General features: G+C 60.3%; 16 protein-coding genes. 3 read left to right on the top strand and 13 right to left on the bottom strand.

Annotated elements, in window-relative coordinates; all coding sequences use genetic code 11:
• Positions 1–117 precede the first annotated feature (117 nt).
• Positions 118–1,308, bottom strand: coding sequence for a Na+/H+ antiporter NhaA (gene nhaA, locus HU811_RS16235; protein ID WP_092396992.1), 1,191 nt, complete (start codon positions 1,306–1,308; stop codon positions 118–120).
• 266 nt (positions 1,309–1,574) lie between these two features.
• On the opposite strand from nhaA, the gene HU811_RS16230 reads away from it, so the two are divergent.
• Entirely contained in the window at positions 1,575–2,669 is a 1,095-nt protein-coding gene (locus tag HU811_RS16230; protein WP_092454284.1) for a PLP-dependent cysteine synthase family protein, read from the top strand.
• A gap of 154 nt (positions 2,670–2,823) precedes the next feature.
• Here the strand turns inward: HU811_RS16230 and HU811_RS16225 are convergent, their stop codons facing one another.
• From HU811_RS16225 to HU811_RS16215, 3 genes are all read right to left on the bottom strand, one after another.
• Positions 2,824–4,437, bottom strand: coding sequence for an NAD(P)/FAD-dependent oxidoreductase (locus tag HU811_RS16225; RefSeq protein ID WP_186656926.1), 1,614 nt, complete (start codon positions 4,435–4,437; stop codon positions 2,824–2,826).
• Between the two features lie 74 nt (positions 4,438–4,511).
• On the bottom strand, positions 4,512–5,186 hold the full coding sequence (locus tag HU811_RS16220; protein ID WP_092397741.1) for a COG3650 family protein: 675 nt from the start codon (positions 5,184–5,186) through the stop codon (positions 4,512–4,514).
• Positions 5,187–5,245: 59 nt separating this feature from the next.
• Positions 5,246–5,845 carry a short chain dehydrogenase gene (locus tag HU811_RS16215; protein ID WP_092454288.1) on the bottom strand — a complete coding sequence of 200 codons (600 nt, stop codon included), beginning with the start codon at positions 5,843–5,845 and terminating at the stop codon, positions 5,246–5,248.
• 104 nt (positions 5,846–5,949) lie between these two features.
• On the opposite strand from HU811_RS16215, the gene HU811_RS16210 reads away from it, so the two are divergent.
• A complete protein-coding gene (locus HU811_RS16210; protein WP_186656924.1) occupies positions 5,950–6,864 on the top strand; it encodes a LysR family transcriptional regulator in 915 nt (304 codons plus the stop codon).
• A gap of 126 nt (positions 6,865–6,990) precedes the next feature.
• Here the strand turns inward: HU811_RS16210 and HU811_RS16205 are convergent, their stop codons facing one another.
• The 9 genes from HU811_RS16205 to HU811_RS16165 form a co-directional block, all read right to left on the bottom strand.
• Positions 6,991–7,467, bottom strand: coding sequence for a DoxX family protein (locus HU811_RS16205; RefSeq protein ID WP_186656922.1), 477 nt, complete (start codon positions 7,465–7,467; stop codon positions 6,991–6,993).
• Complete coding sequence (locus HU811_RS16200; protein WP_186656920.1) at positions 7,464–8,234, bottom strand: HvfC/BufC N-terminal domain-containing protein; 771 nt, start codon at positions 8,232–8,234, stop codon at positions 7,464–7,466. The genes HU811_RS16205 and HU811_RS16200 overlap by 4 nt, the downstream gene beginning before the upstream one ends.
• Entirely contained in the window at positions 8,231–9,100 is an 870-nt protein-coding gene (gene bufB, locus HU811_RS16195; RefSeq protein WP_186656918.1) for an MNIO family bufferin maturase, read from the bottom strand. The genes HU811_RS16200 and bufB overlap by 4 nt, the downstream gene beginning before the upstream one ends.
• 25 nt (positions 9,101–9,125) lie before the next feature.
• On the bottom strand, positions 9,126–9,431 hold the full coding sequence (locus HU811_RS16190; protein WP_092397008.1) for a BufA1 family periplasmic bufferin-type metallophore: 306 nt from the start codon (positions 9,429–9,431) through the stop codon (positions 9,126–9,128).
• Between the two features lie 286 nt (positions 9,432–9,717).
• Positions 9,718–10,419 (bottom strand): ABC transporter ATP-binding protein, encoded by a 702-nt coding sequence (locus tag HU811_RS16185; RefSeq protein ID WP_092397010.1) that lies wholly within the window; start codon positions 10,417–10,419, stop codon positions 9,718–9,720.
• Entirely contained in the window at positions 10,420–11,187 is a 768-nt protein-coding gene (gene livG / locus HU811_RS16180; protein ID WP_047228388.1) for a high-affinity branched-chain amino acid ABC transporter ATP-binding protein LivG, read from the bottom strand.
• Positions 11,184–12,440, bottom strand: coding sequence for a high-affinity branched-chain amino acid ABC transporter permease LivM (locus HU811_RS16175; protein ID WP_076386070.1), 1,257 nt, complete (start codon positions 12,438–12,440; stop codon positions 11,184–11,186). Before HU811_RS16175 ends, livG begins: the two co-directional genes overlap by 4 nt.
• The gene (gene livH / locus HU811_RS16170) at positions 12,437–13,360 is read right to left on the bottom strand and encodes a high-affinity branched-chain amino acid ABC transporter permease LivH (RefSeq protein ID WP_047228386.1); all 924 of its coding nucleotides are present in this window, start codon (positions 13,358–13,360) and stop codon (positions 12,437–12,439) included. The genes HU811_RS16175 and livH overlap by 4 nt, the downstream gene beginning before the upstream one ends.
• A 230-nt stretch (positions 13,361–13,590) precedes the next feature.
• Entirely contained in the window at positions 13,591–14,718 is a 1,128-nt protein-coding gene (locus HU811_RS16165) for a branched-chain amino acid ABC transporter substrate-binding protein (protein ID WP_186656916.1), read from the bottom strand.
• A gap of 340 nt (positions 14,719–15,058) precedes the next feature.
• Here HU811_RS16165 and HU811_RS16160 point away from each other — a divergent pair, with 340 nt between their 5' ends.
• Complete coding sequence (locus HU811_RS16160; protein WP_092397016.1) at positions 15,059–15,364, top strand: DUF2288 domain-containing protein; 306 nt, start codon at positions 15,059–15,061, stop codon at positions 15,362–15,364.
• The last annotated feature ends 211 nt before the right edge of the window (positions 15,365–15,575 follow it).

Raw genomic sequence — 15,575 nt, 5'->3', positions numbered from 1 at the left:
TCAAAAGTGAGCCGCTGTAAGAGCGGAACCGCCAGTGGCCGTCACCGAAGAAACGGATAAACACACCAATAAACACACCAATAAATACACAACAAACATCACCACGATCAGGTGATTTTAGTTGGCTTTAAATGCAGTCTGCTTACGACTAGCCGCCGCTGTCACCGCATAGCCCAGCAACGCCGCCAGCAGCGAGCCGGTGAGAATACCCATCCGGTCCATACCGGCATACTCGCTGGCGCCGGGCACGAAGGCCAGGGACCCGACAAACAGGCTCATGGTGAAACCGATACCGCACAGGATGGCCACACCCAGTATCTGGCCCCAATTGGCATTGGCAGGGAGGCTGGCGATGCCGATCTTGACCGCCAGCCAGGTCAGGCCGAAGACACCCACGGTCTTGCCCAGCAACAGGCCGACGGCGATGCCCATTGGCACATGATGGGTGAAGCTCTCGAGGGTGACGCCACTCAGTGACAGGCCGGCGTTGGCGAAGGCGAACAGAGGCAGGATGCCGTAGGCCACCCAGGGGTGCAGGGCGTGTTCCAGGGTCAGCAGTGGTGAGGTCTCGGCGTTTTTTGTGCGCAGCGGAATGCAGAACGCCAGGGTCACCCCGGCGAGGGTGGCATGGACGCCGCTCTTGAGCACGCAGACCCAGAGAATCAGGCCGACGATCATGTAAGGGCCGAGCTTGACCGCGCCCATCCGGTTCATCGCCACCAGCGCAGCGATACAGGCGGCGGCAAGCGCCAGTGACAAGGTGGACAATGTGCCGGAGTAGAAGACGGCAATGATGACAATGGCACCCAGGTCGTCGATGATCGCCAGGGTCATAAGGAACAATTTGAGCGACACAGGCACTCGCTTGCCCAGCAAGGCCAGCACGCCGAGGGCGAAAGCAATGTCCGTGGCTGTAGGGATCGCCCAGCCTGCGAGGGCGCCCGGGTTGTCACGATTGAGGAACCAGTAGATCAGCGCCGGCACCACCATACCGCCGATCGCCGCGGCACCCGGCAAGACGATTTGCGAGGGATTCGACAGCTGTCCGTCGAGTATCTCGCGTTTGACTTCCAGGCCGATCAGCAGGAAGAACAGGGCCATCAGGCCGTCATTGATCCACAGCAGCGCCGGCTTGGCGATTTTCAGCGCTCCGATCTGGGCCACCACGGGGGCGTCCAGAAAGTCCGTATAGAGCCAGGACAGCGGTGAGTTATTGAGTATCAGTGCCAGGACGGCGGCGGCAATCAAAAGCAGGCCGCCAGCGGCTTCCAACTGAAGAAAACGTGCCAAAGTGCTACGGATAGCCAAGGTAGCTCTCCCTATGAAATCAAAAAGATGGCCCACCCTAACCCGTACTGTTAGTAGTTAAAACAAAAGTTATATTCTTTTTTGTTATATGTCGTTACAGCACATGGGCTGCACTCGGTGGGCAGTGACAGGCCATATTGGACCTTAGCTGTACCTGTGCGCGATGTCGGTTTTTTCCTAAGCTTGCGACTGGTTTTTCCGAGACAAATCGTGCCTGCCTGAACGTCAGGTTACCCCGCGTCGCATCGATCCAGTGAGAAGACACCATGAATGACCACCGCCAGTGGGCGCGTGAAGCGATCCGTATTATCGAAGCTGACTTCCAGCGCAGCGCCGACACCCATTTGATTCCATTGGCGCTGCCAGGGCTGCCGGGTATCGAGTTGTACTTCAAGGATGAATCCAGCCACCCCACCGGCAGCCTCAAGCATCGACTCGCCCGCTCGCTGTTCCTCTACGCGTTGTGTAACGGCTGGCTCAAGCCTGGAGCGCCGGTGATCGAGGCTTCAAGTGGATCGACGGCCATTTCCGAGGCTTACTTCGCGAGGCTTTTGGGCTTGCCCTTTATTGCGGTGATGCCGGCGACCACGTCCAGGGAAAAAATCGCACAGATCGCCTTCTATGGTGGCCAGAGTCACCTGGTGGACGATCCTACGCAGATCTACGCCGAGTCCGAACGCTTGGCCCGTGAGCATGACGGCCACTTCATCGACCAGTTCACCTACGCCGAGCGCGCCACTGACTGGCGCGCCAATAACAACATTGCCGAATCGATCTTCCAGCAGATGCGTTTCGAGCGGCATCCGGAGCCGAGCTGGCTGATTTCCAGCCCCGGCACGGGCGGCACCACCGCGACCCTGGGCCGTTACGTACGCTACCGCCAGCACTGTACCCGTGTGCTGTGTGCCGACGCCGAGCGTTCGGTGTTCTTCGACTATTACCGCAGCGGCGATGCGAGCCTGCGCCTGGATTGCGGTTCGCGGATCGAAGGTATCGGCCGGCCACGGGTCGAAGCGTCGTTTTTGCCCAAGGTGATCGATGCGATGGTCAAAGTGCCGGATGCCTTGTCGCTGGCGGCCATGCACTACCTGGCCCAGCGATTGGGCCGACGGGTCGGCGGATCCAGCGGCACTAACCTGATCGGTGCGCTGATCGCCGCCAGGCAGATGGTGGAAGCCGGGGAGACGGGCTCGATCGTGGCAATCTTGTGTGATGGCGGAGAGCGTTATGCCACGACCTACTACGATCCGGCGTGGCTCAAGGCCCAGGGCTACGAGTTAAGCGGGCTGATGGATGCCGTGGCGGCGAGTGTCGAGCGGGGTGAGGCGCTGCCGGAAAGTGTGCTTCGAGCCAATATCTGAACACTGGAAAACACTGAGATCCCTTGTGGGAGCGGGCTTGTGTGGGAGCAGGGCTTGCCCGCGATATCATCACCTCGGTTCACCTGATAGACCGAGTTGCCTGCATCGCGGGCAAGCCCTGCTCCCACAAAGCTTCTCCCACAGGGGGATGGTGTCAGGCTTCCAGGCCCAGGATATCCCGCGCCACCGCCTCGGCAATCCGGATCCCGTCCACGCCCGCCGACAGAATCCCGCCCGCGTAGCCAGCGCCTTCGCCAGCCGGAAACAAGCCCTTGACGTTCAGGCTTTGCAACGTTTCGTCGCGGGTGATGCGCAGCGGCGACGAGGTGCGGGTTTCAATGCCGGTCAGCACGGCGTCGTGCAGCGAGTAGCCGCGGATCTGCTTTTCGAACGCTGGCAGGGCTTCACGGATGGCGTCGATGGCGAAGTCGGGCAGGGCCAGGGCCAGGTCGCCCAAAGACACACCCGGTTTGTAGGACGGCTCGACGCTGCCCAGCGCCGTAGACGGTTTGCCGGCAATGAAGTCGCCCACCAGTTGTGCCGGGGCTTCGTAGTTGCTGCCACCGAGCACGAAAGCGTGGGATTCCAGACGCTCCTGCAATTCGATGCCCGCCAAGGGGCCGCCCGGGTAATCCACTTCCGGGGTAATGCCCACCACGATGCCGGAGTTGGCGTTGCGTTCGTTGCGTGAATACTGGCTCATGCCGTTGGTCACGACGCGGTTCGGCTCGGAGGTGGCCGCCACCACGGTGCCGCCCGGACACATGCAGAAGCTGTACACCGAGCGACCGTTCTTGGCGTGGTGCACCAGTTTGTAATCGGCGGCGCCAAGCTTCGGGTGGCCGGCATATTTGCCCAGGCGCGCGCTGTCGATCAGCGATTGCGGGTGTTCGATACGGAACCCCACCGAGAACGGCTTGGCTTCCATGTACACGCCGCGGCCGTGGAGCATGCGGAACGTGTCCCGGGCGCTGTGGCCCAGGGCCAGAATCACATGTCTGGAATGAATACGTTCGCCACTGGCCAGTTCAACACCGACCAACTGGCCGTCCTCGATCAACACATCCGTGACCCGCTGCTGGAAGCGTACTTCACCGCCGAGGGCGCGAATCTGCTCACGCATGTTTTCCACGACGCCTGTCAGGCGGAACGTACCGATGTGCGGCTTGCTGACGTAGAGGATTTCTTCCGGCGCGCCGGCCTTGACGAATTCGTGCAGCACTTTACGACCCAGGAACTTGGGGTCCTTGATCTGGCTGTAGAGCTTGCCATCGGAGAACGTCCCCGCACCGCCTTCGCCGAACTGCACGTTGGATTCGGGGTTGAGTACGCTTTTGCGCCACAGGCCCCAGGTGTCCTTGGTGCGCTGGCGCACTTCGGGGCCACGCTCGAGGATGATCGGCTTGAAGCCCATCTGTGCCAGCAACATGGCGGCGAAGATCCCGCACGGGCCGAAGCCGACCACGATCGGCCGCTCGCTCAGGTCAGCGGGCGCCTGGCCCACCACTTTATAGCTGACATCCGGCGCCGGGTTGACGTTACGGTCATCGGCGAACTTGCGCAGCAAGCCGGCTTCATCGCGCACCGTCAGGTCGATGGTGTAGATGAAGCACAGTTCGGAGGACTTCTTACGCGCATCGTAGCTGCGTTTGAACAGGGTGAAGTCGAGCAGGTCATCGCTGGCGATGCCCAGGCGCTGCACGATGGCTGGGCGCAGGTCTTCTTCGGGATGGTCGATCGGCAGCTTGAGTTCGGTGATTCGTAACATGACAGGATCCGGTTCGCGGGACGCACAACTGCGCCAGGGCGTGAGGCGGCGATTATAAGCCAAAAACCTTCGAATCAGTCGTTACGCGCACCGCCGAAGTAAGCGCAGCCGCGCTGTACCTGACCGTTGACCCGCAGCTCGGCGCTCATGTGCTGCACGCTGCCGGTCGCGCTGTCGACGCAGCGCTGGGGAGTGACCCAAAGCTCGACCTTCTGGCCGTTGGCTTCGGTGCCGAGATTGAAGCGGCCATCGCCCAGTTGTTCTTCAACGAAAGGCACTGCCAGAGGTGGCTGGCCCTCACGTTCGAGCACCAGGCCCTTGCCACTGGCGTCCAGATTCCACTCGGGGCCATGGCCGGCGGCGCGCAGCAGCAGCCGCTTGAAGTCAGCGTCGTCGCAAGCGTTGCCTGAACGCTCCAGGCGATACAGTTGTTCCAGGTTCAATTGGCTGTCGGTACCGGCCGCTGCGCTGGTGACGATATGGCCTCGCACATCGGCAAACAGTTTGCCCTGGTCATCGGCCAGGTTGGCGGCCTCTTGCAGCACGCTGGTGCCGCCGCTGTCGTTGACGATGTAACGACGCTGTTCCTGGCACGGCTGAAACACCAACTTGCCATCGGCTGCAGTCAGTTCGCCCTGCATGCGCATCTGGCCGGCATGGGAAACGCTCTGGCGTGGAGCGTCGAGCAACTGGCAGCCGGCGAAAAGCGGCAGGAGGGCGACAAACAGCAGGGAACGGGCGGCACGCATCATTGAGTCTCCAGACAAGTGCCGCCACGTTACGCAGACTGATCCTGCATCACAAGGGGTCAACCAACGTGAAAGGTCTGCCCGGTCTGCAGGCCTTCGACACTCTTGGCGTAGGCCAATGCGACATCGGCGGCTGGCACCGGCTTATAGCCACGGAAGTACGGGGCATAGTTGTCCATGGCTTCGAGCAGCACGTTCGGACTCACCGAGTTGACCCGCAAGCCCCGGGGCAATTCGATGGCCGCGGCCCGCACGAAACTGTCCAGGGCACCGTTGACCAGGGCCGCCGATGCACCGCTTCTGATCGGATCGTGGCTGAGCACGCCAGTGGTGAAGGTGAAGGACGCCCCGTCGTTGGCGAATTCGCGGCCGATCAGCAGCAGATTGACCTGGCCCATCAGTTTGTCTTTCAAGCCCAAGGCGAAGCTGTCCTGCGTCATCTCGTCCAAAGGGGCAAAGGTGACGTTGCCCGCGGCGCAGACCAGTGCATCGAAGTGGCCGGTCTTCTCGAACAGGGCGCGGATCGAGCTGCTGTCACTGATATCCACGTGCAGGTCGCCGCTGTGACGGCCGATACGCACAATGTCGTGACGCGGCGACAGTTCGTTATCAATGGCCGAACCAATGGTGCCGCTGGCGCCGATCAACAGGATTTTCATTAGCTGTTCCTCAATGGGCTGGATGAAGCATCAGTCTAGAGAGGTTCTTTCTCTTGATAATCGTGCTAATAGGCAACCTTTGGTTTTCAATTGGAAACAATCTGATGAGCGAAATGGACGACCTGGCGGCGTTCGCCGTATTGATCGAGGCGGGTAGTTTCACCCTGGCGGCCCAGCAATTGGGCTGTAGCAAGGGCCAGTTATCCAAGCGCATCAGCCTGCTGGAGAGTCGGTTTTCGGTGGTGTTGCTACAGCGCACCACGCGGCGCTTGAGTCTCACGGCAGCGGGGGCTGCGCTATTGCCCCAGGCCCAGGCGTTGTTGGTGCAGGTGCAAAGGGCGCGTCAGGCCCTGGCTCGCCTGAAGGACGAAATTTCCGGGCCGGTGCGTATGACGGTTCCGGTGTCGTTGGGCGAAACCTTCTTTGAAGGTTTGCTGACGGAATTCGCCCAGCGCTACTCCGACGTGCAGATCGAACTGGAGCTCAACAACGGCTACCGGGATCTGTCCCGTGATGGCTTCGACCTGGCGATCCGCTCCGACGCGGCCCTTGATGAGCGCCTGGTAGCGCGTCCGTTGCTGGCCTGGCATGAGCTGACCTGCGCCAGCCCGGCCTACCTCGAACACTACGGCGAACCCCTGACACCCCAGGGCCTTACGGCACACCGCTGCCTGCTCAACAGTCATTACAGCGGTCGGGAGGAATGGCTCTATCACCAGCAACACGAATTGTTGCGGGTGCGGGTATCGGGGCCGTTCGCCAGCAATCACTACAGCCTGCTGAAAAAAGCCGCCCTGGCCAGCGCCGGGATCGCCCGGTTGCCGTCCTATCTGTTGCATGAGGAATTGGCTGACGGACGTTTGCGCTGGTTGCTCAGGGATTTTCAGACCCGTCGCATGCCGATGTACCTCGTGCATCCGTACCAGGGCGGTTTGCCCAAGCGCACCCAGGTGCTAGCCGATTATTTGATCGACTGGTTCAAGCGCAGTGGCGAGGCGTTGGATCGGCTTCAGCGATAGCAAGGCATCACACGAGCCCTTGTGGGAGCGAGCCTGCTCGCGATAGCGGTGGATCAGTCAACCACTGCGTTGACGCTGATATTGCTATCGCGAGCAGGCTCGCTCCCACAGGAGTCCCGACCTTGATCAGCGAGCGTAGTGCCTGGCGATCAGGTGGTCGAGTGACAGTTTGCCCGGCCCGCGCGCCATCAGATAAAGCAGTACCGCCGCCCAGGTGCCATGGGTCGGATAGGCGTCGGGGTAGACGAACAGTTGAATGGTCAAGGTCATGCCCAGCAGGGCCAGGGCCGAGAAGCGTGTCGCCAGGCCAAACAGAATCAGGGTCGGGAACACGTGCTCGGCCACTGCCGCCAGATGCGCCGCCAGTTCTGGCGACAGCAGCGGCAAGGCGTATTCGCTTTTGAACAGGGGAATGGTCGAATCGGCCAGTCGCGGCACGCCGAGCTGGAAGGTGCCGTCGATCAGGTCGATGGCCAGGCCTTCGATTTTGGTCTGACCGGATTTCCAGAACACCGCGGCGATGGAGAATCGTGCGACGAAGGCGATCAGGCTGTGAGGGATTTTATCCAGCCATTGGATGGCGCGAGTGATCAGGGCGTTCATGGCAATACCTGCTCAGGTAACAAATGGATGATGGCTCGGTGGCTGATGAGCTGCGCCAGGGTGTGCTCCAGTTCCAGATCGCTGTCGCGCCCGGTTGAGGCATCAATGGCCGTGGACAGGGACACACCTTGCAGCAGGTCCTGGATGAAATCGTGGGTACCGGGGCTGATCGCAAACACTTCCACCTCCAGGTCGTTGCGCAGTACCAGGGCGTATTGCGGTGAGAAGGGGTCGAACGGCACGACGGGCGCTTGTTGATGGGCCGCCCAGATCGCCACCACGGCGAAGGGTGATTGCAACAGGTGCAGTGACGGGTGAAGACCAACCCTCAGATGATCATGGGATGCGGGGGATGACAGCACTTGCATGACCTGGTGTGCGTCCATGGGCCGGGCGTCGGCGGCGTGCCAGGCTTGCACCTGCAAGCGCTCCAGTCGGGCGACATCCGCCAGGTACGGCACGTTGGCGGCGGGTTCGAAATGTTCGATGAATCCGGCAAAGTCTGCACCGTAGTCACTCATGACCGGGCTTCGCGGTGCGGCGGACTGGACGTACATTCCGGCCATGGCGCGGAAAAAATCTTCGCCCACCAGTTGCGCCACCACCGGGTAGTTGTCGGCCAGGGCGTTGATCAACGAGCTGAGCACGTTGTTGCGATACACCGCGAACCGGCTTTCTGGATCGGCGCCCGTGGCGCAGGTCAAACCCTGCGGGCAAGCTTTGTGCGGGTCGAGCAGGGCAGCGGCGAATTCGCTGTAGCGGCTCATGGCCGGCCCCCAGCGGTGTTTAACAGTTGATCGGCTTGAGCGGCTTCGGCCAGCAGCACTCCCAACGTCGGGATGCGGTTGTCGCGCTCGATCAGCGTGGCGACTGGCCCGGTCCGCGCCAGTACCGTGCGATACAAACGCCAGACCTCGTTATCGATGGGGGCACCGTGGTCATCGATCAGCAAACGCTCACCCAGGCTGTCGGCGTCTTCGGCAAACCCGGCCAGATGAATTTCCCCGGTGGCGTGCAGAGGCAATGCGTCGAGGTAGGCCAAGGGATCACGGCAATGATTGATGCACGAAACGTAGACGTTGTTCACATCCAGCAACAGTCCACAGCCGGTGCGACGGATGACTTCACTGATGAAGTCGGGCTCGTCGAGGGTTGAATCCTCGAACGCCAGATAAGTGGCCGGGTTTTCCAGTAGCAGCGTGCATTTGAGGCTGGACTGGACCTGATCGATGTGTTCGCAGACGCGCTTGAGCGTCGTTTCATCGTAGGCCAGGGGCAACAGGTCATTGAGGAACATCGGGCCATGGCTGGACCAGGCCAGGTGTTCGGAAAAAGACTGGGGCTGATAGCGTTCGATCAGTGCTGCCAGACGTTGCAGATGCGCATTGTCCAACGGACCCTCGCCACCGATCGACAGACCGACACCGTGCAGTGACAACGGATACTGTTCGCGTATCCGCCCCAGGAAGTGATGAAACGGCCCGCCGGCCACCATGTAGTTTTCCGCGTGCACTTCGAAGAAACCCAGATCCGGTCGGGTCTGGAGCACTTCACGAAAATGCTCGGTCTTGAGCCCCAACCCTGCCCTTGGCGGTAGCCGGGTATCGGTAGCGAGGGAGGGGGCTTTCGACATGGAGATTGGCCTCAGGCAGATGCGATCAAGACTTGGCTTTGAACGCTTCGAGCTGGCCGAAACCAGTCGGGGAGGTTTTGCTTTCCATGGTGGTGCAGGTGCCTTTAGGGACCGATTTCCAGGCGTTGGCCTGATAGTCCATCTTCGCGGTGCCGGCACAGGTGGTGCCAGCGCCGGCGGCGCAGTCGTTCTGGCCTTTGAGGGCGACACCGAAGCATTTTTCCATGGTGTCGTCAGCGGCATGGACAGTCGAGACGCCTGTCATGCTCAAGGCGGAGCCAAGGGCCAGAGCCAGGGCGGCGGCGGACAGGGTGCGGGTCGAAGCAGTCATGATGATTCTCCAGTTTCAGGAAATGAACCGGCGTTAGCGCCGGTCTGCTGAACTAGAGAGGGTAGGTGGGAAAGTGTTACAGCGGCTGTAGATTTTTTTTGGTTATCCCCAAATCTGTGGCGAGGGAGCTTGCTTCCGCTGAGATCTGTAGGAGCTGGCGAAGCCTGCGATCTTTTGATCTTTCGCTTGGGACTCAAAAGTTCTGGGAAAGATCGCAGCCTCGTTTCACTCGACAGCTCCTACAAAAAAAAACGGCCCGAAGGCCGTTTTTTTCATTGCGACAGGCTCAACCGCCCAGGTACGCCTCGCGTACTTTCGGGTCGGTCAGCAGCGCTTCGCCAGTGCCTTGCATCACCACCCGGCCGTTCTCCAGCACGTACGCCCGGTCAGCGATTTTCAGCGCCTGGTTGGCGTTCTGCTCCACCAGGAATACCGTCACACCATCCTTGCGCAGTTGTTCGATGATGTCGAAGATCTGCTGGATGATGATCGGCGCCAGGCCCAGGGAAGGTTCGTCGAGCAGCAGCAGCTTGGGCTTGCTCATCAGCGCACGACCGATGGCGAGCATTTGCTGTTCGCCGCCGGACATGGTGCCGCCACGCTGACTAAAGCGTTCTTTGAGGCGTGGGAAAAGGTGCAGCACCTTGTCCATTTGCTCCTGGAAGTCGCCCTTGTCGGTGAAAAAACCGCCCATGGCAAGGTTTTCTTCCACGGTCAGCCGGGCAAATACCCGACGACCTTCCGGCACCACGGCGATGCTCTTGCGCATGATCTGCGAAGAGTCCTGGCCCACCAGTTCCTCACCCATGTAGCGGATGCTGCCGCTGTGGGCCTGGGGCGAACCGCAGAGCGTCATCAGCAGGGTGGATTTGCCGGCACCGTTGGCACCGATCAGCGTCACGATTTCGCCCTGGCGGACTTCAACGTTGACGCTGTGCAGGGCCTGGATCTTGCCGTAGAAGGTGGAAACGTTTTCGAACTGCAGCATTTACGCTTCCCCCAGGTAGGCTTTGATCACTTCAGGATTGTCGCGGATCTGTTCCGGCGAACCGTCGGCCAGCGGTGTGCCCTGATTGATCACGACGATATGGTCGGAAATGCTCATGACCAGCTTCATGTCGTGCTCGATCAGCAACACGGTGACATCGTGCTCCTCGCGCAGCACGCCGATCAGCGCTTTGAGGTCTTCGGTTTCCTTCGGGTTCAGGCCGGCGGCCGGTTCGTCGAGCATGAGGATCCGCGGACGGGTCATCATGCAGCGGGCGATTTCCAGGCGCCGTTGCTGACCGTAGGCCAGGGTTCCGGCGGTACGGTTGGCGAACTCCTTGAGGTTGACCTTCTCCAGCCAATACTCGGCGAACTCCATGGCCTCGCGTTCGCTCTTGCGGAACGCCGGGGTCTTGAACAGGCCGGCAAAGAAGTTGGTGTTCAGGTGACGGTGCTGGGCGATCAACAGGTTCTCGACCGCCGTCATGTCCTTGAACAGCCGCACGTTCTGGAAGGTGCGCACCACACCCTTGCGGGCGATGTGGTGACCAGGCAAGCCCTGGATCGGCTCGCCGTCCAGCAGGATGGTGCCGCCGGTAGGCTGATAGAAGCCGGTCAGGCAGTTGAACACGGTGGTCTTGCCCGCGCCGTTCGGCCCGATCAGTGCAACGACCTGTTTCTCTTTCACGGTCAGGGCCACGCCATTGACCGCCAGCAAACCGCCGAAGCGCATGCTCAAGTTTTCGACTTTCAGGATCTCGCGGCTCATTTGCGCAGCTCCATGTGCGGGCGTTGCATAGGCAGCAGACCTTGAGGACGCCAGATCATCATCAGCACCATCAAGGCGCCGAACATCAACATGCGGTATTCGCTGAATTCTCGCATCATTTCAGGCAACAGGATCATCACGATCGCCGCCAGGATCACACCCAGCTGCGAGCCCATCCCGCCCAGCACCACGATGGCGAGGATGATCGCCGACTCGATGAAGGTGAAGGATTCCGGCGTCACCAGACCCTGACGGGCAGCAAAGAAGCTACCGGCAAAACCGGCGAAGGCGGCACCGAGGGTGAAGGCCGAGAGCTTGATCACGGTCGGGTTCAGACCCAGGGCACGGCAGGCGATTTCGTCTTCACGCAGCGCTTCCCACGCGCGCCCGATAGGCATGCGCAGCAGGCGGTTGATGACGAACAGCGCAGCCAGGGCCAGCAACAGCGCAACCAGGTAGAGGAAAATCACCTTGTTGATCGAGTTGTAGGGCAGTCCGAAGTACTCGTGGAAGGTCTGCAGGCCTTCAGCGGCTTTGCGTTCGAAGGTCAGGCCGAAGAACGTCGGCTTCTCGATGTTGCTGATGCCGTTCGGACCGCCGGTGATGTCGGTCAGGTTGCGCAGGAACAGACGGATGATCTCGCCGAAACCCAGGGTCACGATTGCCAGGTAGTCACCGCGCAAGCGCAGCACCGGGAAACCCAGCAGGAAACCGAAGGTGGCGGCCATCATCCCGGCGATGGGCAGGCAGATCCAGAAGCTCAAGCCGAAGTAGTGGGACAGCAGCGCGTAGCTGTAGGCGCCGACGGCATAGAAGCCGACGTAACCCAGGTCCAGCAGACCGGCCAGCCCTACCACGATGTTCAGGCCCAGGCCCAGCATCACGTAGATCAGGATCAGGGTGGCGATGTCCACCGCACCGCGAGAGCCGAAAAACGGCCAGACCAGCGCGATGACGATCAGGGCCAGGATGATCCAGCGCTGGGTCGTCGGCAGGGTCAGGAAGTTGCTGGCCTTGGCCGGGACTATCGGCAGGCCGGGCGATGCCTTCCAGGCGGCGCTGATCTGCGTGCTGAACAGCACCCGCAGGAACATCAGCACCGAACACACGGCGATGGTCGCCAGGATGGCCGGGCTGGTGCCGTGCACTTCAAGGTCGATGCCGACGATGGTCAGTTTCAGGCCGAGTACCGGGTACGCGACCGCCCAGACCAACAGCGCGCTGAAGAGCGCCGATTTAAGATGTTTAGTCATACCTTCTCAACCTCCGGACGGCCCAGGATGCCGGTCGGCCGGAACAGCAGCACCAGAACCAACAAGCCGAACGCCACGACGTCCTTGTATTGATCGCCGAAGATGTCGGCACCAAAGGCTTCCGCCACGCCCAGCACCAGCCCGCCGAGCATGGCTCCGGGGATGCTGCCGATGCCGCCCAGTACCGCGGCGGTGAAGGCCTTCAGGCCCACGAGGAAACCGGCGTTGGGGTTGATCACACCGTATTGCATGCTCAACAGCACGGCGGCGATGGCCGCCAGGGCCGCGCCGATGACGAAGGTCAGGGCGATGATGTTGTTGGTGTTGATGCCCAGCAGGTTGGCCATCTTGATGTCCTCGGCACAGGCGCGACAGGCGCGACCCAGACGGGAACGGGAGATGAACAGCGTCAGGCCGAGCATGGCGACCAGGGTCACCACGAACACCACGATTTGCATGTAGGAAATCAGCACTTCCTGTGCCCCGCCTGGCCCGAAGGTAAAGTTACCTGGAATCAGGTTGGGAATGGATTTGTCCTTGGAGTCTTGCGAAAGCAGAACCGTGTTCTGCAGGAAGATCGACATGCCGATGGCCGAGATCAGCGGGATCAGACGGTTGCTGCCGCGCAAGGGGCGATAGGCGATCCGTTCGATGCTGTAACCATAGGAACTGGTCACCACGATGCTCGCGATGAAAGCTGCGGTCATCAACAGCGGGACACTGTCGAGTCCCATCATGGCCAGCCCGGCGATGGCGATGAACGCCACGTAGGAGCCGATCATGTACACCTCGCCGTGGGCGAAGTTGATCATTCCAATGATGCCGTAAACCATCGTATAGCCGATGGCGATCAGGGCATACGTGCTGCCAACGGTCAGACCGTTAACCAGCTGCTGGAAGAAGTGATAGATGTCAGGCATTACAGCGCTCCTAAAAACCTGATACGCATTTCACTGGTGGAGTCATTTTCCCGCCCGGGCCCCGTGGATCTGCATCCACTTCGAGCACGAGGTTTGCCAGCGAACCGCTGATGACGGTTTTGAGATTTTCAGGTGGGGAGACTGGCGGATCACGCCAGCGCGGCCCAATACATTTAAAACAAAGCCCACGGCACGCCGTGGGCTTTATTGGCAGTCAGTCAGGCCAGGCCTTACTGAGGCGAAGCTTCGGTTTTAGGTTTGCCGAAATGCCACTGGTAAACCACAAACTTGAAGTCCTTCAGGTCGCCCTTGTCGTCAAAGCTCAGGTCACCGGTCGGGGTTTTGAAAGTACCGGCGTGGATGGCTTCAGCCACTTTTTCCGGGTCTTCGCTCTTGGCAGCCTTGATGGCGTCGGCGATCACGGTCACAGCGGAGTAGGACGGGAACACGAACGGACCGCTTGGGTCTTCCTTCTTGGCTTTGAACGCGTCAGCCAGGGCGATGTTGGCCGGATCCTGGTCGAAGGATTTCGGCAGGGTCACCAGCAGGCCTTCGGAAGCTTCCTTGGCGATCTGCGAGATCGAGTCGTTACCCACGCCTTCCGGGCCCATGAACTTGGCGTTCAGGCCTTTTTCCTGGGATTGACGCAGGATCAGACCCAGCTCCGGGTGGTAGCCGCCGTAGTAGACGAAGTCGACGTTGGCTTGCTTGAGCTTGGCGATCATCGAGGAGAAGTCTTTGTCGCCGGCGTTCACGCCTTCGAACACGGCGACTTTCACGCCTTTCTTCTCGAGGGTCGTTTTCACGGCACTGGCGATACCTTCGCCGTATTGCTGCTTGTCGTGCAGGACCGCAACGACTTTCGGCTTGACGTGGTCGGCAATGTAGTTGCCGGCGGCAGGGCCCTGGGCGCTGTCCAGGCCGATGGTGCGGAAGATCATCTTGTAGCCGCGAGCGGTGATGTCCGGGCTGGTAGCGGCCGGCGTGATCATGATCACGCCTTCGTCTTCGTAGATGTCCGAAGCCGGTTGGGTGGAGCTGGAGCACAGGTGGCCGACCACGAACTTGACGCCGTCGTTGACGACTTTGTTCGCCACAGCGACCGCTTGTTTTGGATCACAGGCGTCATCGTATTCAACGGCGACCAGTTGCTTGCCATTGACGCCGCCCTTGGCGTTGATCTGCTCGATGGCCATTTTGGAGCCACTGAATTGCATGTCGCCGTATTGGGCTACGGGGCCGGTTTTTGGGCCGGCGATACCGATCTTGATGGTGTCGGCGGCGAACGAATGGCTGGCAACCCCGGCCAGAACCATAGCGGCAAACAGTTTGGAAATCTGCTTAGTAGCCTTAGTCATAGTGCTCCACTCATGCTGTTGTAGTTTTTATAGTCCTGGCGCCGTAGCAGCAGAACCGGGTCAGATATCTTGAATATCCTCGCGGAAAATGCCCCCGGCAACTGTACCGGTACAGTGTAGAGCGCCGATTGTTGGCAAGGGAAGCTGGCGCTTGGGGGCAAAACCTGAGGGTGTCGCTTAATTGAAAGAAAAAGACAGAATGGCGGCGGGGTTTGTCCGGTGAAATCGGCAATCCTTGGCTTTCCTGCGCTTTTCAATCGGTACTGCAAATTGCTACCGGGTTTTTCTGCCAGACCACCGACGTTATCATTCGCGCCGATTTCTTTTCCGGACAGGTCCCATGAATCAAGAACCTAGCACCCTCTATGCCAAACTGCTTGGTGAAACCGCACCTATTACCTGGAAAGAGCTGGAGCCGTTCTTCGCCAAGGGTGCCCTATTGTGGGTCGACCCGGCCCTGGATCTGATCGCCGCGGCCGAGGCCGTTGCCCAGGACGAAGGTACCAAAGTCGCCGCCTGGCTGGCTGCCGACCAACTGGCCAAGCTGTCTGAAACGCGGGCGCTGGACTTTTTCGAACGCGATCCGCAGCTATGGGCGGTGGTGGTTTCACCGTGGATTATGATCCAGGAAAGGGCGTCGATTTAATGCTCGCACCAAGTTGGTTCGTATTTTCTCCGGAGTAAAAGTGTGTAGGTGAGTAGCGTGATGGCATCCTGCCGTGGTGAAACGCCACAGCGGAGGGTGACGTATACGTAACGGGAACAGTTTATTGGGCGGCCTTTGGGCTGCTTAATTGTTTCTGGATGTTGTCCCGGTGGTGCATTCAAGGCCGCCTTCGCGAGCAAGCCCGCTCCCA

The sequence above is a fragment of the Pseudomonas tehranensis genome (genome assembly GCF_014268615.1).
Lineage (GTDB): Bacteria > Pseudomonadota > Gammaproteobacteria > Pseudomonadales > Pseudomonadaceae > Aquipseudomonas > Aquipseudomonas tehranensis.
Note: the sequence above shows the minus strand (reverse complement) of the source record. Positions and strands in the feature narration are given on the sequence as shown.